Below are 17312 nucleotides of genomic sequence, written 5' to 3'. Positions count from 1 at the left end.
TCCCTCAGGTCCAGGTCCAGATGTTGCGGGCGATGCGCCGGCCCGGCGCGGCCTCGGATCGTGCGGCGCTCAGCAGAAAGCCGGTGCCGGACCACACCTCGGCCGGGCCGTCCGCCACCGCGACCGGCGCCGGCGAGACGGGGCCGTCACCACGCGCATCCAGCCGCCCCTCGCCCTGCACCTGGTCGCCCTCGCCGAGCCGCGTGGCATCCAGGCGCACGCGGCCCGGCTGCGGCTTCGGCGTGAGGAAGCTGTCCACGCCCACCAGCGAGGCCGCACCCACCATCAAGGGTCGCGAGGCGGGCAGCAGGTTCACCTCCACATGCGCCGGCGCCGTTGCGGCGGCGAGCGTGGCGAGGCGCTGCGTATCCACCGTGCGCGGCGAGGCGCGCACCAGCACCAGCACGCGATGCGCGAGGCGGCGGAAGAACGCCTCCACTGCCGCGCGCTCGCCGGCGGATTGCAGCTCGGCGGAGAACAGCGCCTGCACCTCCCGCCGCGCATCGTCGCCGAGGATCAGCGTGTCGCCGACGAAGGAATTGCCGGAGGGCGCGAGGCCGAGGGTGAGCGGATCGTCCTCCTCCTCGAGGTCCGCACCGAGGATGGTCGCGAAGGTGCGGCGCAGGCGGAAGCCCTCGACCACCACGATCTCGCCGCGCGTCACCGCCCCGCCCGCCAGCACCACGGTGGGATCCCCGACGGCGAGCACCAGGCTGCGCAGCGTGCGCCCTTCCAGCTCCGCAAGTGCCAGATGCCCGGGCCGCGGCACGCCGCGCGCGGGATCCACGCGGCCGCCCTCCACCACCACGCCGCCGGTCGCCATCTCCAGCTCCGCCAGAAGGCCGCCGAGCGTGCCATGCAAGCGCGCCGTATAGGGCGCCGCGCGCAGGCGCTGGCGCAGCCGCTGCGGCGGCTCGCCGCGTTCCTCCGCAATGCCGATCCAGCGCCCGAGCCAGGGCAGCGCGGGATCGGGCGCGCCGGCGGCGTCGGTCAGCCGCCAGGCACCGACGATGCGATCCTCGAGCTGCGTCAGCGGGCCTTCGAACAGGCCGAGGAAGCGGTCGAGGAAATCGGGCGGGGTGGCGCCACCCGCCGCGACCGCGTCGCGGCCGGCGAGCGTCTCGCGATACAGCGCGGGCAGGTAGCGGTCGCGCCAGGCGAAGCGCTCGCCATGCACCCGGATCGCCGCGATCTCCGGCGTCGCCAGGCTGTCACCGAACAGGTCGAGCCGCAGCCAGAGATACCGCCCGGCGATGCGGCGCACGCGCCGGCCCTCCTGCTGCAGCAGGACCGTGAACAGCCCGGCGCGGTCGGGCTCGGCCGGGCAGGGCAGCAGCGGCGCGGCGAAGGGCATCTCGGTCGGCTCGACGCACCAGGCGCCACGCGGCGCCTGCGGCCGGCGCGCCACCGCCGCCTCGCCGAACAGATGCGGCGCCCAGGGCGGCGCGCCGGGCTGCGCGGGCGCCAGCGGCCGTGTGCCGTCATCATCGGCATGCGCCCAGACCCGCACGCCGCTGCCGCGCGGCAGCGAGGCTTCGAGGAACAGCCGATGCCAGACATGGCCGGGCCGCCCGGCATCGAACGGGCCGAGCAGCGTCCAGCCGGTGCGCGCATAGGTCGCGCCGGAGAGCGCGCGCAGGCGACGCAGCCCCCTCGGCGTGTCGGGCGCGCCGGTGGCAACCGGGTAGTCCGGCACGGCGGCCAGCGCGTTGCAGAAGCCGCCATGCCAGGGCGCAACCAGCGGGTGGATTTCCCCCAGCGGCAGCGCCTCCTCCGCCGCGTCCAGCTCATAGACGAAGGCCTGCGCGGCCGGCCGCGCGCCGTCGCTGGCCAGCACGGCGATGCGATCCTCGCCCAGGAAGGCGAGCGCATAGGGGAAGCGCAGCCCGGCCAGCGCGAAGCGCCGCACCAGCCGGCCGTCTTCCAGCGTGAAGACCAGCGCATCGGCATCTGCCCGCCAGGCGAGCAGCGCCAGCCGACCGCCCACCGATGCGGCGATCAGCTTCGGCTCGACCTCCACCGGCAGCCGCGCCTCCTGCAACAGGCGCAGGCGTGGCGGGTCGGGGTTCGGCTCGACCGGGTTGAAGCGCTCCGCCTCGTCGCCGAGCAGGCCGCCGATGCGCAGCGGCACGCCCTCGATGCGTGCGAGCCGGCGCGCCGTGCGGTCCAGCACCCAGACGCCGCCATCCGGCGCGGGCACCAGCCGGTCGGCGCTGAACCCTGCCCGCGCCACGCGCGCCGGCGCCCAGCGCTCGCGACGGTCCAGCAGCAGCACCGCGCCGTTGCGCGCGACGTAGAGGATTTCCTCAGCGCCACAGGCAAGGTCGGTCGGCTGCGGCAGTCCGGGTGGCGAGTCGGGCGGCAGCGCGATCGGCGTGCTGCCGGCACCGAAGCCCGCCGCGCGGAGCACACCCGCCGCGCCATCCCACCAGGCGAAGCTGCCGCCGGCATCGCGCACCGGCGAAGGCCGCAGCGCCATGGCGCGCGCAAAATCCGCATCCTCGGCAATCAGCGGCGCGGCCTGCTGGCGCGCCAGGCGCAGCGTGCGGCCTTCGGCATCCCAGCCGAGCCGACGCGCACCATGCGCGCGAAGCCCCGCCCGATCCGCCGCCTGCCAGACGCGCAGCCCGTTCGCATCCATCAGCAGCGCTCCGGCACCACGGGTACCGCCACGTCGTCCGCGCTGGCCTCCACCACCGGCGCGAGCGAGGTGGCGGCGCGCTCGCCTTCCGCCACGGCGAGCATCAGCAGCTCCGGCATCTGCCAGCGCAGCAACGGCAGGCGTGCGCGGCCGGTCGCATCCTCCGGCACCATGCGCCACCGCCGCTCCTTCGGTCGGCGCGCGAAGAGGTGCACCGGGGCCACCGCGCGCACGCCGGGCACGCGGCCGATCGCGGTCTCGATCAGCCGGTCGTCCACCGCACGGCCGAGCGGCCAGCCGGTGCCGTCCGGCCCGCCCGGCGGCAGCGCCCAGAGATGCAGGCGGATCGCCTCCGCCACCGCATCCAGCACCGCCTCGCGCTGCGTGCTGTCCACCAGCTCCACGGCCGCGGAGACACCGAGCGGCACGTAGTCCGCGCCGATCACGTAGAGCTCGGTCGCAAGCGGCCGGCGCTCGTCGAGCCAGGCATGCACCGTCTCCAGCATCGGCCGGTCGGCGCGCGGTGCCGGCGCGGCGGTGCCCTCGCGCGCCGGGATCACCATGACGGAAACGACGCCCGGCACGCCGTCGCGGCGCTGCGCCGGCACGAAGCGTTCCAGCACCTCCACGCGCCCGACCGGCACGCCCGGCGAGCGCAGCGCAAGCTCGGAATAGTCGGCGGCGGTCACCGCGCGGTTGCCGTGGCGGATCATCGCGGGGATGCGCGCTTCCGCCGCGGCCAGCGTCTCGGCATCCGCACCGCCGGTTGTTGCCAGCGGCTGCACCACCTTCAGCCGCGGCGCGCCGGTGGGCAGCGCGATGGCCTTGATGCTGCCCGGCGGCAGGTTGCCCGCGGCGCCGCCGCCCGCCCGCATCCGCACCACCTGCACGATGCGCCCGGCCGCCGGCACCATGCCGCGCACGCCATCGCCGAAGCGGATGCTGCCGGCCTCCGCATCCAGGCTGAACACGCGGTCGTCGCGCCCGGTGGCGGCGACATCGGGAACGAGGCGCCAGGGCCGCATGCCCTCCTCCTCCTCCACCTCAACCTGCAGCGTCGCCGCTTCCACCGAGCCGGCGCCGAGCGACAATTCCAGGTCGGACGCGCCGGTGCCCTGCCCCAGCGTCTGACGCCCCAGCGTGCGCCGCTGCTCGATCGCCACCGCGTTCACGCCTGCCCAGGCCAGGCGCAGAGACGCCAGCCGCGTGCCCGGCGCCGGCCGCAGCCGCAGCCAGCAGACCAGCCTTCCCGCCACCGCCGGATCGTCGAGCCGCGGCGGCCGGTCGCCGACGCCGGCGCGCAACTGTTGCAGCACGTCGTTGGAGGGCGCGCCGAGATCGTCCTTGCCCGGCAGCAGCAGCCGCACCACGCCGGCGCGCGTCAGCCCGGCGCTGCCATCCTCCAGCACCTGCAGCGGCAGGAAATCGTCGCCCTCGCCGCGGCCGGTGCTGACCTCCCACAGATGCGGGATGCGGGCGCGGATGCCGATGTCGTCGAAGGCTTCCGGCATCGCGATCGCCGGCGCGACGGCGACGTTGATCACGCGCCGGCGATTGCCCGCGCCGCCGCCCAGCTCGTCCCGCACCGCCGCGACCTGCGCCGGCAGTGCGCGGGCCGCGAGCAGCGCGACCCAGAGGCAGCCATCGCGGCTCTCGGCGACGATGTCGCGCCCGTCCCGTTCCGCCGCCTCGAAGATCCGGGTGGTGACATAGCCGGCCGGCTGGCCCTCGATGCCATAGAGCTCGCGCAGATCCGGCAGCAGGTCGTGCAGCTGCCGCGCCTCGTCGCGGTCAGGCTTGCGCTTGATGTAGCAGGCGCCTTCCACGGCATGCACCGTGACCTCGCTCAGCGTCTCGAAGGGCACCGGCTTGGCGATGGCGCTGTGCAGCGGCAGCGTCGCGGGCTGCGTCGCCGCAGGATCGGCGATGGTGAGTTGCAGCATCCCGCGCGCCGGCACCGCCGGCCGCATGCCGGCGCCGAGCAGCCGCAGGAAGGCCAGCCGCTGCCGCTCCGGGATCAGGTTGGCGCGGTAGAGGATGGTGTCCGCCAGCCAGGCGAACAGGGCGATCAGCGTGCGGCCGGGATCGCCCTCGCGCGGGTTGGTCCATTCCGGCGTATGCGCAGGGATGCGCCGCAGCAGGTCGGCAACCAGATCCTCGAAGCCGCGATCGTCGAGGGCGGGCGGCGTGATGGGCATCAGCCTCCTCCGACGGGAATGCGCGCCGCGATGCGGCCCGGCTCGCCGGTCAGTGCCAGCCGATAGGCGATGGTCACCAGCAGCTCGCCCGGGTTGCTGCCCTGGTCCACCTCGACGCGGTCGAGCAGGATGCGCTTCTCATGGGTGCGCAGCGTCTGCGTGATGGCGTCATGCGCGCGGGCGCGGGTCTCCAGCGTGTTCGGCTGGTGCAGCAGCGCCTCCAGTCCCGCGCCAAGCAGCGGGCGCATCAGCTGCTCGCCCGGCGTGGTGCGCAGCAGCGCCTCGATGGTCTCGCGCACGGAGCGCGCGGGATCGGGCCAGTTCAGCCGCCCTTCCGCATCCGGCACCGGCAGCAGCGGCCAGCCCACCGCGACATGCGGAAGCTGCGGGCGCCGCGTGGTGAGGACCGGGCCGCTCATCGCCGCCTCGGGATCGGGATGCAGATCTTGATGAAGGCCATCCAGCGGAAGATCAGGTCGAACAGCGAGAGGAAGATGTTGAGCACGATGAAGGCGCAGATCGTGATGATCGGGATGGAGAAGGAGCAGATCCAGCCAAGCGTGAGGCCCGCGGTGGAGCCTTCGCCATCCTTCAGCTTCTTCATGTCGCCCTGCAGCAGGTTGGCGAGCGCGGGCGGCAGCTCGAAGGCGACGTTGGGCTTCACCTTCTTCAGCGCGGCGACATCGGGCAGCGTGATGCGCGCGGCGGGGCCGTCCGACTCCCACCAGGGCAGGATGCGGAAGGGCTCGCTCTGCGGTCCCCAAACGAGGCGCGGCGGGCACCCGGCGTGGCCGCGCACGCGCACGAACGGGCGCACGGCGTAGAGCCGCGTATCGCCGTCGAATTTCGGCGTCGGCGGCAACAGCGCGGCGTGACGCTGGGACAAGCAGGCAAGCGCCGCCTGTGTCAGGCGCTCGCCGAGCGCCGCGCCCACCGTGGGCCATTCCAGCGGCATGCGCAGCCCGGTGGCGTTCGGCTCCCCGCCGATCAGGATCGGCGCGGCCGCGGCGCAGAAGGCGGCGGCATTGGTGCTGCGCGTCACCCGGCCGAAGCTGTCGCGCTCGACCGGCAGCGTGATACCGGCAAGCGCCGCGCGCAGCAGCCCCGCCGCGCTCCCCTCGCCGAAGGCATCCAGCTCGACGAGAAGCTGGTGCAGGAAGACGCCGAAGCTGCGCAGCAGCCCATCCGCCCCGCCCGCATCCTCCGCGATTTCGAGCGGCCGCCAGGATGGGCTGAGCATCTGCTCCGACCGCGGCAGGTCCACGCGCGGCCGCGCCTTCAGGAATGCGGAGAGGTGCTGGCGCATCTCCTCGGCCTCGTCCTCCGGCAGCGCGGCGTAGTCGGGCGAGGGTTCGGGCGTGTCGGCGCGCTCCGCGCTCGCCACCGGGATCACGCCGTAGAGCAGCGTGCGCCCTGCCTTCGCGCAGAGTTCGGACGGCGCGACGAAGAGCGACAGCACCTCCTCCGCCGGCGGCGGCGCGCCGCGGCGCAACGCGATCTCGGCGGCGATCACCCCGGCCCCGCCCACACGCGGCGGCACGCGCCGGGCCGGATCGGGATCAAGTGCGGGCGAGACGTTCATCCAGCCGCGCCGCGCACCCGCCATCCAGCCCTGCCATCCCGCGCCCTCGCGCCGGCGCAGCACGAACCCCATGCTCTCGATCTTCGCCGGATCGAGCCGCGGCCGCCCCGGCAGGTCGCAGCATGCTTCCAGCAGGATCAGCTGGAAGCGGCGATGCACGGGCTGATGCAGTTCCAGCACACGATCCGCGCCCCGCCGCCGCCCCCGCCGCGCCGCCAGCCGCGCGCGCGCATCCGGCGCCGCCGCATCCGCCAGCATGGCGTCGAGGAAGCTCTCCTCGCTGGCGGTGAGGATCAGCGCAGCCTCGCCCTCGCCGCCCCAGGGGCGCAGCAGCACGTCATGCGGCGCCTCCGGCTCCCCCTGCGGCAGGATGCGGCGGCGGACCGCCGGATGCAGCGTGACGGCGCTCACCAGATGTTCCCCGCGCCCGGCGTGTAGCTGGTGGAGACGACGCTGTTGGTGATCAGCGTGTCGCATTGCACCACGCCGCTGAACTGGCTCATGCCCGCATTCACCTTCACCATGCCGGCCGAGACCTCGACCTGCGCGGCGCTCACCTTCACCTTCGCCGCGGCCTCCACCGTCACGCCCTGCGTGTCCATCGTGACGGTGTTGCCGGCGGCCTCCAGCCTGATGCTGCCGCCCGATGCATCGGTCAGCGTCGCCTTCACGCCGCCAGGCGTCTCGATCTCCACCTTCTCCTGGCCGCTCGATTCCTCGACGATGGCGATGCGCGTGCCGGCCTTGCCGGTGATGGTCCATCGGTCCACCGCATCGCCCGGCAGCGTCTCGGGCGGTGCCTGCGCGCCGTTCCACAGCCCGCCGATGACGATCGGGGCACGCGCCGCGCCGCCGGCGAAGACCACCAGCACCTCGTCATCCACATCCGGGATGAAGAAGGCGCCGCGGTTGTTGCCGGCGAACGGCGCCGCCACGCGCGCCCAGAGCAGCGCCTCCGCCTCCGCATCGGGCGAGAGCACCTGCACCTGCACGCGCGCCAGCCCTTCGGGATCCTGCACCGAAGCCACACGAGCCAAATGCGCGCCGTGCAGCCACCAGGCAGGCGTGGCGAAGGGGCCGATCGCGTTCATGCCGGCACCCCGAGATAGGCGCCCTCGGCCATGAAATCCGTCAGATAGCCGGTCGCCTGGTCGAAGCGGTGCGTCGCCTCCACCACCGTGTAGTCGTTCTCGAAGAACGGATTGACGCCCGAGATCGTCACCTGCGTGCCGACGCGGATCGCGGGATCGCCGCTGGCCGTCGCGTCCACGCGCACGAAGCGCCGCGCGCGACGGCCGTACTCCGCTTCCGCCAGCGTCTGCGCTTCCTGCTGCGTCATCGGGCCGTGATGCCCGAGATGCTCGCGCACCTCCCCGGCCACGTCGCGGAGGAGCGCCGCGCCATCGCGCCCGGCACCGGGACCCATGCGGCCGCTGGATGCCTCCGCCGAGACCGCCTCGCCGCTCGCCGGATCATGGCTGCCGAGGCGCAGCGCGGTGACCTGCTCCGCCAGGTCGGCGGTGAGGCGCGCGCGCAGCAGCGTGCGGCCGAGCGTCAGCGCCACCGTCGCGCGCGGCGCATCGGCCACCGGCCCGGCCTGCAGCCGCTCGCCCACGACCAGCAGGTCCGCATCGAGCGGTGCCAGGATGCGGCGCAGGAAGCCGAGGTCGCTCTCGTTCATCTGCACCCAATCCGTCACCGGCGCATCGAGCCCGCGGATCTCCGGCGTCAGCCCGTGATCGCCGGCCACGGCGCGCAGCACTTCGGCGGGCGACATCTGCTCGAACAGCCGCGACCGGCGCTTGCGGCGTGCGGCGAACAGCCGGTCCTCGGCGATCAGGGTGAACAGCGGCGCGGTCTGCGTGCCCGCCTCCGCCTCCAGCGCGGTCACCTGGCCGGCGAAGATCTCCTGCGGCGCTTCCGTGCGCCCGGCAAAGATCGCAAGCTGCGCACCGAGCCGGATCGGCGATCCGGGCGTGGCGCCATACCCCGCGCCGCCACCGGCGAAGGAGAGCACATCGGCCAGCGTCAGCTCGCAGGAGGACAGCCCGCCCTGCGCCTCGCGCAGGCGGAAGCGCGTGATGTTCGCCGAGAGCAGCGGCAGCTCCTGGCCGTCCAGCCGGATGGTGGGCCGTGCGCTCGGGACGATGTTCATGCCATCGGCCATGGGCTCAATCCGTCCAGAGCCGTTCGCGGCGCGACAGCTCGCGGCGCAGCGCGACCATGATCGCCTCGATGTCCGGAGGCGGCTGGCGCTGTGGCGGCGTGGGCTCGGGCGCGGAGGGCGGAGCCTCCACCGTCTCCAGCGTCACGTCCTCGATCGTCACGGGCATGGCACGCTCCTCACCCGAACCGCACGCGCGGCGTGATGCCGGCATCGAGCTGCGCCGAGAGCCCGGTGGAGGAGGGCGCGCTCACCTTGCCCGTCACGTCGAAGCTCGCGCCGCTGCCGACCGAGGGTGGCGCCGGCGGCAGCAGCCGCGCGGCATCGAGCCGCACCGGCGCCGCGAAGGTCTTGGACGCGCCCAGCCCCGCGAAGGCCCCCGAACCCGCCGAGACGCCTGCCGAGGCGCTGGCGCCGAAGCCCGCGCCGGCCGATGCCGAGGCACCGATCCCCGCGCCCGCGGATGCGCCGATCCCGAACCCTGCGCCACCGCCCGCGCTCGCCGAGGCCCCGACGCCGAATCCCGCGCCCGCTCCCGCGCCAACCGAGGCGCCCGCCGAGAAGGATGCCGCCGCGCGCAGCGTGACCGACGCCGAGACCGAGACCGAGCCGCCGGCGGACATCCGCATATCCTCGATCCCGTTCGCCGCCGCCACCGCGCGCCCGGCATTCGGATCGCCCGCGCGCGAGGCCGCGCCCGTCGCGCCCGTGCCGCCGGCGGCAACCGGCGCCAGCGCCGCCGAAGCCGGCGCGCCCGCCGCGGTGCTGTCCAGCCGGAGGCCCTGCATCGTCACCTGCAGCGTCGCGCGCAGCGGCACGCCCTCGGAGGACCAGAAGTCCAGCGTCTCGTTCAGCGATTCGATCGCGCCGGTGAAGCTGAAGCGGCCCCAGCGGAACTCAACCTGCGGCGGCCGCGGATGCGGACCCTCGGGCGCCAGCGCCAGCGCCTTCACGCGGCCACTGAGGTCGCGCACATCGGTGCCGAGCTCCGTGGTGTCGAAGACCAGCTCCGTCTCCAGCTTCGTGGTGCTGACGCGGGTGGCCTGCCGCGCCTGGCCGTTGCCGCCCTGCTCCTCGTCCTGGAGCCGATTGGTCAGGCTGACCTTCAGCGAGGCCGGGTTGAACGTCACCGTCGCGACCGTGTCGTCGCGCCCCGCTTGGCGGAAGGTGGCGAGTGCGGGCGCGGTCATGCCATGGGCTCCATGCGCAGCCCTTCGTGCACCAAGTGCAGCTCCTCGATCGCCACGTCGGTGGCGCGCGCGCTGAGGTCGCCGGCGCGGAACTTCACCGGCATGGCGCGCATCAGCTTCCAGCCGAGCACCGGCGTGCGGCCGCGCAGCATGGCGATGGTGACGGTGCAGCGGTTCACCGCGCGCCAATCGCCGTTCGGCGCGCCATCCGCGCCGGTGAACAGCGCCCACCAGCGCCAGAGATGGCGGCTCTCCACCAGCCCGCGCTTGAGCACGACGGTGGCGAAGCTCACCGGCCCGGGAAGCTGGATGGCGCCGTGGTTGCGCCCGCCCACCTTCACCGCCTTCGCCTCCATCGAGGCTTCCAGGCCCGACACATCGGAGAAGCCGCCGGTCAGCGCGGTGTCGAGATCGGCGAAGGGCGGGAAGGCGCCGCCGCCATCGGCGGCGAAATGCACATGGAAAGCGAAGCCGGGCAGCGGCGTCAGCGCATCCTGGCCTCCGGGCACGGGTACCGGCATCAGGCCGCCCTCCCCCGCAGCGCCAGGCCGGCCTCGGCGAGCGCCAACGTGACCGTGATGCGCTCGACCGGATAGGCCGGCTGGAAGGCGAGCGTTGCGATCACGCGGCCATTGTCGAGATCGGCCTGCGTCATCGTGCTGCGGTCGCAGCGCACGGTGTAGGCCGCGGCGGGCGTCGGGCCATCCAGCGCGCCGGCGCCGCGCAGCCGTTCCAGCAGCGCCTCCAGCTCCAGCCGCAGCTCGGCCCAGAGCGCCGGGCCGGAGCTGTCGAAGATGCGCTCCTGCCCGAGCGTCCGCGCGGCGCGCAGCAGGATGCCCATCAGCCGCGAGACCCCGCCCGGCCGCCAGGACGCGTCGGCCGACATGGTGGCATCCGAAAGCAGCCCGAACCCCTCCACCCGCCGCGCCACCAGCGAGAGCCGCGCGCCGAGCCAATCCGCCGCGTCGCTGTCCGGCAGCCCGCGCCGCAGCGCGCCGGTGCCGAGTTCCGGCAGCGTGCGGTGCACCGCAGGCAGGGCGCTTCCCGCCGCGGAGCGGAAGGCGCCGAGCCGCAGCGAGCCGGCTGCGATGGTGCCGGCCAGCACGCCCTCCGGCGCCTCCACGCCTTCCGGCAGCGCGGCGGAGGCATCCGTCTCCACCCAGGGATAGCCGAGCTGCAGCCGCGCGCTGCCCAGCCCCGCCGCATCGCGCAGCCTGACGCCGGGCGCCGGGATTCCCGCCTCGTCGAGCAGCGCCAGCGGCCACGCCTCGGCCTCCGCCGGCGCGGCATCGCGCGCCGTCTGCGGCAGCGGCAGGCTGGAGATCAGCGTCACGTCGCGCCGATGCGCGGCGCCACGCGGCGTGGCCAGCATGCGCAGCACCTGCGCCAGCGCCTGCGACCACAGCCTGTAGCCGTCGCGGTCGAGCCGCGGCGCGGTGAAGGCCAGCCGCACGCGCTGCTGCGGCGGTGCACTGTCCTGCACAGGCGGCGCGCAGGGCCGGAAGGCCTCCGGCACCGGCGGCGGGCCGGGCGGCGCCGGCAGGGGCCGCGGCACGCCGCCGGCAAGCTCGGCGAGGTCCGGCAGCAGCAGCATCGCCGCTTCCTCCACGCCCCAGGCATGCCCGACGCCGCGCCAGGTGGCGGGCGCGGTGGGGTCCGGCTCGTTGCCAAGCCCGTTCAGCCCGCCGATCAGCGGCACGCGCTGCGCCGCATCCGGCGGCGGCGCGGCCGGCGCCCAGGCGAGCAGGCGCGCATTCTGCGCCGCGATGGCGGCCGAGGATCCGCGCCGCAGCAGCGGGAGCGGGTCGCCGCAGCGCACCACCCAGGCACGCACGCCGCCGGCCGCGAAGAAGCTGCGCACCGCGAGCGCCAGCGGACAGGGTATGCGCCGCTCGTCCCCGGCCTCGACCAGCCGCCCGTCCCAGTCGAACAGCTCCTCGAAGGCGCCCCAGCCCTCCACCGCCACCGGCATGTCGAGCAGGGCCTCTACCTGCGCATCCGGCCGCGCGAAGCTGCCGGCGCCCGCCCAGCCCGCGGCTTCCAGCGCGGCGCGGATCGCGTGCGGCAGCGGCGCGTCGCGGCGCGGCACCAGCCCGACGAACAGCGCGACATCGGCACGCGCGGACAGCCCGGAAGCCGGCGCCGGCGCCTCGCGCAGCAGGAGCTCGGGGAAGGGCATGGCCCGCGCCGCCTCAGACCTCGCCGAACTCGAAGCCCTCGGCGGAGACGACGAGCTCCTCCATCGCCACCTCGCTGCCGCCCTTCCCGGCCAGGTTCGGCCCGGTCCACTTCATCGGCCGGGCGTTGAGCAGCTTCCAGCGCAGCACCGGATTGCCCTGCTCGTCATTCAGCGTGATCTCGATGTTGCGCTGCGTGTTCGGGCTGGTGCGCGTCTCCGACACCCAGGTCCAGAAGTTGGTGGTGCCCATGATGCCGCGCTTGAAGGTGACGTCGGCCGCCTTGTGCAGGCCGGGCACCTTGCGCACGCGGTTCTCGCGGTCGTTGCCCTGGCGGTACTCCATCAGGGTGATCTCGGTGCCGAGTCCGGTCACGTCCGAGAAGCCGCCGAGCGCGCTGGTGGCGGAGGTGCCGTCGTTGAACTCGACGAGGAAGTTGAAGGCGCCATAGGGCGTGTCGCGCGTGGGCATCTGCTGTCTCCTGCGCTCAATCGCGGCTGTCGGCCGTCTTCTGGCCGATGCGGAAGATGACGAACTCGGCGGGCTTCAGCGCGGCGACGCCGACCAGGCAGACCAGCCGCCCGTTGTCGAGGTCGTTCTGCGTCATCGTGGTGCGGTCGCAGCGCACGAAGAACGCCTCCTTCGGCGTCGCGCCCAGCAGCGCACCGCCCACCCATTCGTTGTAGAGGAAGTCGGAGACGGTGCTGCGGATGTTGGCCCAGAGCCGCTCGCCATTCGGCTCGAACACCGCCCATTGCGTGCCGCGGTCTATGGATGCTTCCAGATAGAGGAAGTAGCGGCGGACATTGACGTATTTCCATTCCGGATCGGAGGAGATGGTCCGCGCGCCCCAGACGCGGATGCCGCGTCCCGGCAAGGTGCGGATGCAGTTGATGCCGAGCGGGTTCAGCACCTCCTGCTCGCCGAAGCGCACTTCCCGCTGCAGGCCGAGCGCGCCGGTGACGGTCTCGTTCGCCGGTGCCTTGTGCACGCCGCGCTGGATATCGTTGCGGGCGTAGATGCCGCAGACGAAGCCCGATGGCGGCAGGTCGATCTCGCGCGGCGCCAGCGGATCGGTGCCGGCGATCGGGTTCGCCACGCGGATCCACGGATAGTAGAGTGCGGCATACTTCGAATCGATGCGCGACTTGAGCGTGCGCACGCCATCCGGCTCCAGCCGCGGCGGCGTGTCCAGCACGGCGATGCGATAGGCGCGCCGCGTCTCCGCATGGCCGATCAGCAGCTGGTTCACCGCCGCCGGCGTCGGGTCCGCGAAGGAGGAGGAACCGGGCGCGGCGACGATCGAGACATCCTCCAGCGCCAGCAGACGTTCCAGCGCCGTGCTCCACTCGGTGTCGCCCGGCGCGCCGGTGCCGTCGTTGCCGCCGGCGACGGTCACCGTCCGCTCCGTCGCGGCGCCGAGCAGCGCGGCGCGCAGCTCGAAATGGTCCACGTTCGGGCCGGCGGCGATCATCAGCGGCGCCGCAAGCTGCTCGGCGGCGGAGGGCGGCGTTTCGCCGAGCACCACCAGCGCGTAGCGCGGATGCCGCGGATGGAAGCCGAGCCCCGCATATTCCGCCAGCAGCCCGGAGGCGTCGGAGACCTCGACGCGCAGCGTGACCACCGTCACCCCCGCATCGTCCGCCAGCCCGTTCCAGCCGGTCAGGTTCGCCGCAGTGGTCAGGATCGGGTCGGTGCCCATGATGAAATGGTCGGTGCCGACGCGCACCAGCGTGCCGGCCGGCTGCCGCAGCGCCAGCGCCTTGGTGGTGGCCAGCGCCTCCGACATCAGGCGCACCGTGAGCGTCGCGCCGCCGACCGAGCGTGCGCGCAGCCGCACCTCCTCCGCCGCATTGCCCGGCGCGGGATCGTTCAGCACCGCGCTCTGCGCCACCGCCGCGCCGGTGCCCGCCACGCGCGCCACGTAGAGCCGCCCGCCGCCATTGGCGAAGAAGGCGCGCGCGGCATGCGCCACATGGTTCAGCGCGCGCGCGCCATTGATGGCGAGATCATCGAGCCCGCCATAGATGCGCTCGAAGTCCACGAAGGAGGTCAGCAGCGGCGGCGTGATGCCGCCGCCGCCGGAGCTCAGCGGCCCACGTCGCGTCATGCCGACGAAGGAGGCCGTGCTGGTGCCCACGCCCTCGATGGATTTCGACCGGAAGCTCGTCTCCTCCACATAGACGGCTGGCGCGAGATACTCGGGCATCAGGGGCCTCCTGCGGGGATGACGGGGCGGTTCATGGGGTCCAGCTCAGGCTTGCCTTGCGCAGCCGGCCGGCGGCGATGCGCAAGGGCGTGGCGGGCGTCGCGGCGCCGGCGAGCCGCGCCTCGATATCGTCGGGGTCGAGGAAGCCGTCGCGGCGGCGGCGCGCCGTATCGCGCGCAACGTCCAGCTCCTCCTCGCGGTGGAAGCGCACCAGCGCAGGGTCCACGATGGCCGAGAGCGTCGCGCCGAGATCCGGCAGAACCGTCGCCGCCGGCCCCGGCACCGAGACCGGCACGCCGGGGATCAGCAGCATCGCCTCGCCGGCCGCATCGGTCAGCGCACGCGCGATGGGGCGGCCGCCGTCCGGCGCGCAGCGGATCAGCGCGCCCTCGATCCGCCGCCCATCCAGCCCGTGACGCAGCGTGACGGACACCGCCGCGACAAGCCCGGTCGGCGTCGCGCCCGGCGCGGGCAGCAGGGGGATTTCCACCGGCCGGAACAGGCTGTCCGCCGGCAGCGGATCGGAGATCGCCGGATCGCGCGGCAGGCGCAGCAGGAATCGCCGCGCACCGAGGCCACGCGCAGCCGGCCGGATGTCGAGCGGCACCGCCACCGCACCGACGGAAGGCGCACCGGGCGGCGCCTCGAACACGTCATGCGCCTCGAGGCCCGTCGCACCCATCACCACCAGCTCGCCCGGCCGCTTGCGCAGCAATCGCAGTCCCGGCGCAGACACCTCCACCGGCGCCTGCACGCGCGCGCCGAGCGCATCCACGAAGACCAGCGCGGCGAGCGCGCGGCGGTCCTGGTATTCCCAGCGCAGGCCGCTCATCCGCCGCCCCTTTCGGCCAGCGGATCGGCATCGGCATGGCCGAAGCGCGTGGCGACCACCGGCAGCGCATCCTGCCCGGGCTCCAGCCCGATGCGGATGACGCGGGCGCGGAAGGTGATGCTGAGCCGCAGCTTCTGCTGCAGCGAATCCCACACGCGGAACAGCGCATCCTCGCTCTGGCGGTCGAGCACCACCTGCACCGTCTCGTCGCGTTCCCACACCCCGGTGCCGAGCAGCAGCGAACGGTCCAGCACCGGATGGCCGGCAAGCTCCAGCATCGCCCAGCCGAGCAGTGCCTGCTCGTCCGCGCCGGTCGGCGACCAGGCGGCGAGCAGGTAATGCAGCTCCAGCGCCAGCATCGCGGGCGAGGTCGCGGCGCGCGGCGTCTGGTGCTCCGACAACGCGACGCGGTACGGCGTGAGCGTCAGCCCCGCGGTCGGCGTCGCTGCGGAAGCCAGCCGCGCCAGGGAGACATGCGCGATCTCCACCGCCGGCGGCACCGGGCCGAGCCGCCCCTCCGCACCCAGCAGGTCGCGCCGCGCGCGCAGCAGCGCGACGAGGCTCTCGCCCACCTGGTTGATGGCGCCGAGCCCGGCCATGCTCAGCCCCCGCCATCGGGAATCTGTCCGAAGCGCGCCTCGTAGCGCGCGATGGTGGCCTGGATGACGCGGCCGAAGGTGGCCAGGTGCACCGGGCTGGTGGTGATGCGGCTGTGCACCACCGGCGCGCCGCCGCTCGCCGAAAGCTGGCCGAAGCGCAGCTCGCAGGTCGAGAGCGTGACCTCGACGGCGAGGTCGTTGGCATAGCGCGGCGCGGGCATCTCGCCCTCTGCGTCGCCCTCGCCGCCGGATCCTGACGCCATGCCGCCTGCTCCCTGTCGCGGGAGGGTTCAGCACATGCCGTGCCAGATGCAGGAATGCCGTGGAATCAGCCGCTTGGCTGCATCGCGCCGGCCGGTGTCACGCCTCGCGTGACAGTGTGCGTGACACCGCCTGTGACACGCCGTGTGACACCACCTGCGACGCCTCCTCCGCCACCAGCCCGCAGCGCGCGAGCCGCCGGTAGAGCGTCATCCGCGAGCAGTTCAGCGCCTGCGCCGCCAGCTTCTTGTTGCCGCCGCAGCGGACCAGCGTCGCGCGCAACCGCTCGCGTTCCTCGACCGCCTCGTCGCGCGGCTTCGGCGGCGCGATCGCGGCGGGCATGGCGCTCAGGTCGCCGGCGCGGATGCAACCGCCATCGCTGGTGACCAGCGCGACCTCCAGCACGTTGCGCAGTTCGCGCACATTGCCGGGCCAGGGATGCGCCTCCAGCCGGCGCAGCGCCGCCGCATCCAGCCGCGGCGGCGCGCGGCCCGGCCCGGCGAGCTCGGCCAGGATGTGCCGTGCGATCGGCGCGATATCCTCCGGCCGCTCGCGCAGCGGCGGCATGCGCACCTGCGCCACCGCGATGCGGTAGAAAAGGTCCAGCCGGAAGCGGCCCGCCTGCGTCTCCGCCATCAGGTCGCGGTTGGTCGCCGCGACGATGCGCACGTCGAAGCGCGTCGGGCTGCGCGCGCCCAGCCGCCAGGCCTCCCGCGTCTCGATGGCCCGCAGGATCTTGGCCTGGCCGGTGAGGCTCAGCTCACCGATCTCGTCGAGGAACAGCGTGCCGCCATCGGCCAGCTTCAGGCGGCCGGGAAAGGCCGAGAGCGCGCCGGAGAACGCGCCGCGCTCATAGCCGAACAGCTCGCCTTCCAGCAGCGCCTCGGGAATGGCGGCGCAGTTCAGCGCGACCAGCGGGCCGGCGGCGCGGCTGCCGAGGCGGTGCAGCAGCAGTGCCGCGCAATCCTTGCCGGTGCCGGTTTCGCCGCTGACCAGCACGGTGGCGTTGCTCGGCGCCACGCGGCGGATCAGCTCGCGCAGCTCGCGCATCGGGCGGCTGCTGCCGACCAGCCCGCCCTGATCCTCCTCGGCCGGTGCCGGCGCGCCGAGCAGCCCGCCGAGCAGCCCGCCAAGCTCGGCATCCGCCGCGCCAAGCCAGAGGAAATCATCGGCGCCGGCGCGGAAGGCGCGCACCGCCGCCTCCTGCGAGCGGTCGGAAGCACCGGCCACCACCGCGGCGCGCGGGAAGGCCAGACGGAGGCTCGCCACCTCCGCCGCGCAGGCGCCGGCGAGGGTCAGCACGACGCCCACCGCAGGGTCCGGTGTCGCAGGCGTGGCGGCATAGGGATGGCAGCGCAGGCCGAGCGCACCGACCCGCGACGCCATCTGCGCACGCCGCTGCGCATCGGGGTCGAGCAGCGCAACTGAAGGTGAGGGTCTTGCCGTCATGGCCACTCCC

Annotated in this window: 16 protein-coding genes; all 16 read right to left on the bottom strand. The window is 74.0% G+C overall.

Going from position 1 to position 17312, the window contains the following annotated elements:
• Window positions 1–4: 4 nt before the first annotated feature.
• The 16 genes from ACESM1_RS02955 to ACESM1_RS02880 all read right to left on the bottom strand — a co-directional run bounded on the left by ACESM1_RS02955 (window position 5) and on the right by ACESM1_RS02880 (window position 17302).
• Window positions 5–2641 carry a hypothetical protein gene (locus tag ACESM1_RS02955; protein ID WP_372617573.1) on the bottom strand — a complete coding sequence of 879 codons (2637 nt, stop codon included), beginning with the start codon at window positions 2639–2641 and terminating at the stop codon, window positions 5–7.
• A complete protein-coding gene (locus tag ACESM1_RS02950; protein ID WP_372617571.1) occupies window positions 2641–4839 on the bottom strand; it encodes a putative baseplate assembly protein in 2199 nt (732 codons plus the stop codon). The genes ACESM1_RS02955 and ACESM1_RS02950 overlap by 1 nt, the downstream gene beginning before the upstream one ends.
• Window positions 4839–5258: a GPW/gp25 family protein gene (locus tag ACESM1_RS02945; protein ID WP_372617569.1), complete on the bottom strand. Its 420-nt coding sequence runs from the start codon at window positions 5256–5258 to the stop codon at window positions 4839–4841. The genes ACESM1_RS02950 and ACESM1_RS02945 overlap by 1 nt, the downstream gene beginning before the upstream one ends.
• Window positions 5255–6832: a hypothetical protein gene (locus ACESM1_RS02940; protein ID WP_372617567.1), complete on the bottom strand. Its 1578-nt coding sequence runs from the start codon at window positions 6830–6832 to the stop codon at window positions 5255–5257. The genes ACESM1_RS02945 and ACESM1_RS02940 overlap by 4 nt, the downstream gene beginning before the upstream one ends.
• Window positions 6829–7512 carry a phage baseplate assembly protein V gene (locus tag ACESM1_RS02935; protein WP_372617565.1) on the bottom strand — a complete coding sequence of 228 codons (684 nt, stop codon included), beginning with the start codon at window positions 7510–7512 and terminating at the stop codon, window positions 6829–6831. Before ACESM1_RS02935 ends, ACESM1_RS02940 begins: the two co-directional genes overlap by 4 nt.
• Complete coding sequence (locus ACESM1_RS02930; protein ID WP_372617563.1) at window positions 7509–8588, bottom strand: phage late control D family protein; 1080 nt, start codon at window positions 8586–8588, stop codon at window positions 7509–7511. The genes ACESM1_RS02935 and ACESM1_RS02930 overlap by 4 nt, the downstream gene beginning before the upstream one ends.
• Window positions 8589–8592: 4 nt before the next feature.
• Window positions 8593–8754 (bottom strand): hypothetical protein, encoded by a 162-nt coding sequence (locus ACESM1_RS02925; protein WP_372617561.1) that lies wholly within the window; start codon window positions 8752–8754, stop codon window positions 8593–8595.
• Between the two features lie 10 nt (window positions 8755–8764).
• Window positions 8765–9775 (bottom strand): hypothetical protein, encoded by a 1011-nt coding sequence (locus ACESM1_RS02920; protein ID WP_372617559.1) that lies wholly within the window; start codon window positions 9773–9775, stop codon window positions 8765–8767.
• Window positions 9772–10296, bottom strand: a complete 525-nt coding sequence (locus tag ACESM1_RS02915) for a phage tail protein (RefSeq protein WP_372617557.1) — start codon at window positions 10294–10296, stop codon at window positions 9772–9774. Before ACESM1_RS02915 ends, ACESM1_RS02920 begins: the two co-directional genes overlap by 4 nt.
• Window positions 10296–11954 carry a phage tail sheath C-terminal domain-containing protein gene (locus tag ACESM1_RS02910; RefSeq protein ID WP_372617555.1) on the bottom strand — a complete coding sequence of 553 codons (1659 nt, stop codon included), beginning with the start codon at window positions 11952–11954 and terminating at the stop codon, window positions 10296–10298. Before ACESM1_RS02910 ends, ACESM1_RS02915 begins: the two co-directional genes overlap by 1 nt.
• Before the next feature lie 13 nt (window positions 11955–11967).
• Window positions 11968–12423 (bottom strand): phage tail protein, encoded by a 456-nt coding sequence (locus tag ACESM1_RS02905; protein ID WP_372617554.1) that lies wholly within the window; start codon window positions 12421–12423, stop codon window positions 11968–11970.
• A 16-nt stretch (window positions 12424–12439) separates the two neighbouring features.
• Window positions 12440–14161 (bottom strand): phage tail sheath family protein, encoded by a 1722-nt coding sequence (locus tag ACESM1_RS02900; protein ID WP_372617552.1) that lies wholly within the window; start codon window positions 14159–14161, stop codon window positions 12440–12442.
• A gap of 31 nt (window positions 14162–14192) precedes the next feature.
• On the bottom strand, window positions 14193–14993 hold the full coding sequence (locus ACESM1_RS02895; protein WP_372617551.1) for a hypothetical protein: 801 nt from the start codon (window positions 14991–14993) through the stop codon (window positions 14193–14195).
• Window positions 14990–15592 (bottom strand): DUF4255 domain-containing protein, encoded by a 603-nt coding sequence (locus tag ACESM1_RS02890; RefSeq protein WP_372617550.1) that lies wholly within the window; start codon window positions 15590–15592, stop codon window positions 14990–14992. The genes ACESM1_RS02895 and ACESM1_RS02890 overlap by 4 nt, the downstream gene beginning before the upstream one ends.
• A 2-nt stretch (window positions 15593–15594) precedes the next feature.
• Entirely contained in the window at window positions 15595–15855 is a 261-nt protein-coding gene (locus ACESM1_RS02885; RefSeq protein WP_372617548.1) for a DUF3467 domain-containing protein, read from the bottom strand.
• 97 nt (window positions 15856–15952) lie between these two features.
• Entirely contained in the window at window positions 15953–17302 is a 1350-nt protein-coding gene (locus tag ACESM1_RS02880; protein ID WP_372617546.1) for a sigma-54 interaction domain-containing protein, read from the bottom strand.
• Window positions 17303–17312 lie beyond the last annotated feature (10 nt).

The organism is Falsiroseomonas sp., assembly GCF_041690465.1.
GTDB lineage: Bacteria > Pseudomonadota > Alphaproteobacteria > Acetobacterales > Acetobacteraceae > Falsiroseomonas.
The sequence above is the reverse complement of the archived record's forward strand: the minus strand, read 5'-3'. Positions and strand labels throughout refer to the sequence as shown.

Coding starts and splice junctions, on each gene's coding strand:
- ACESM1_RS02910 (WP_372617555.1), bottom strand. CDS start 11,954: ATGCCCTTCCCCGAGCTCCTGCTGCGCGAGGCGCCGGCGCCGGCTTCC.
- ACESM1_RS02915 (WP_372617557.1), bottom strand. CDS start 10,296: ATGCCGGTACCCGTGCCCGGAGGCCAGGATGCGCTGACGCCGCTGCCC.
- ACESM1_RS02930 (WP_372617563.1), bottom strand. CDS start 8,588: ATGGCCGATGGCATGAACATCGTCCCGAGCGCACGGCCCACCATCCGG.
- ACESM1_RS02905 (WP_372617554.1), bottom strand. CDS start 12,423: ATGCCCACGCGCGACACGCCCTATGGCGCCTTCAACTTCCTCGTCGAG.
- ACESM1_RS02955 (WP_372617573.1), bottom strand. CDS start 2,641: ATGGATGCGAACGGGCTGCGCGTCTGGCAGGCGGCGGATCGGGCGGGG.
- ACESM1_RS02890 (WP_372617550.1), bottom strand. CDS start 15,592: ATGGCCGGGCTCGGCGCCATCAACCAGGTGGGCGAGAGCCTCGTCGCG.
- ACESM1_RS02900 (WP_372617552.1), bottom strand. CDS start 14,161: ATGCCCGAGTATCTCGCGCCAGCCGTCTATGTGGAGGAGACGAGCTTC.
- ACESM1_RS02920 (WP_372617559.1), bottom strand. CDS start 9,775: ATGACCGCGCCCGCACTCGCCACCTTCCGCCAAGCGGGGCGCGACGAC.
- ACESM1_RS02935 (WP_372617565.1), bottom strand. CDS start 7,512: ATGAACGCGATCGGCCCCTTCGCCACGCCTGCCTGGTGGCTGCACGGC.
- ACESM1_RS02925 (WP_372617561.1), bottom strand. CDS start 8,754: ATGCCCGTGACGATCGAGGACGTGACGCTGGAGACGGTGGAGGCTCCG.
- ACESM1_RS02895 (WP_372617551.1), bottom strand. CDS start 14,993: ATGAGCGGCCTGCGCTGGGAATACCAGGACCGCCGCGCGCTCGCCGCG.
- ACESM1_RS02945 (WP_372617569.1), bottom strand. CDS start 5,258: ATGAGCGGCCCGGTCCTCACCACGCGGCGCCCGCAGCTTCCGCATGTC.
- ACESM1_RS02950 (WP_372617571.1), bottom strand. CDS start 4,839: ATGCCCATCACGCCGCCCGCCCTCGACGATCGCGGCTTCGAGGATCTG.
- ACESM1_RS02880 (WP_372617546.1), bottom strand. CDS start 17,302: ATGACGGCAAGACCCTCACCTTCAGTTGCGCTGCTCGACCCCGATGCG.
- ACESM1_RS02885 (WP_372617548.1), bottom strand. CDS start 15,855: ATGGCGTCAGGATCCGGCGGCGAGGGCGACGCAGAGGGCGAGATGCCC.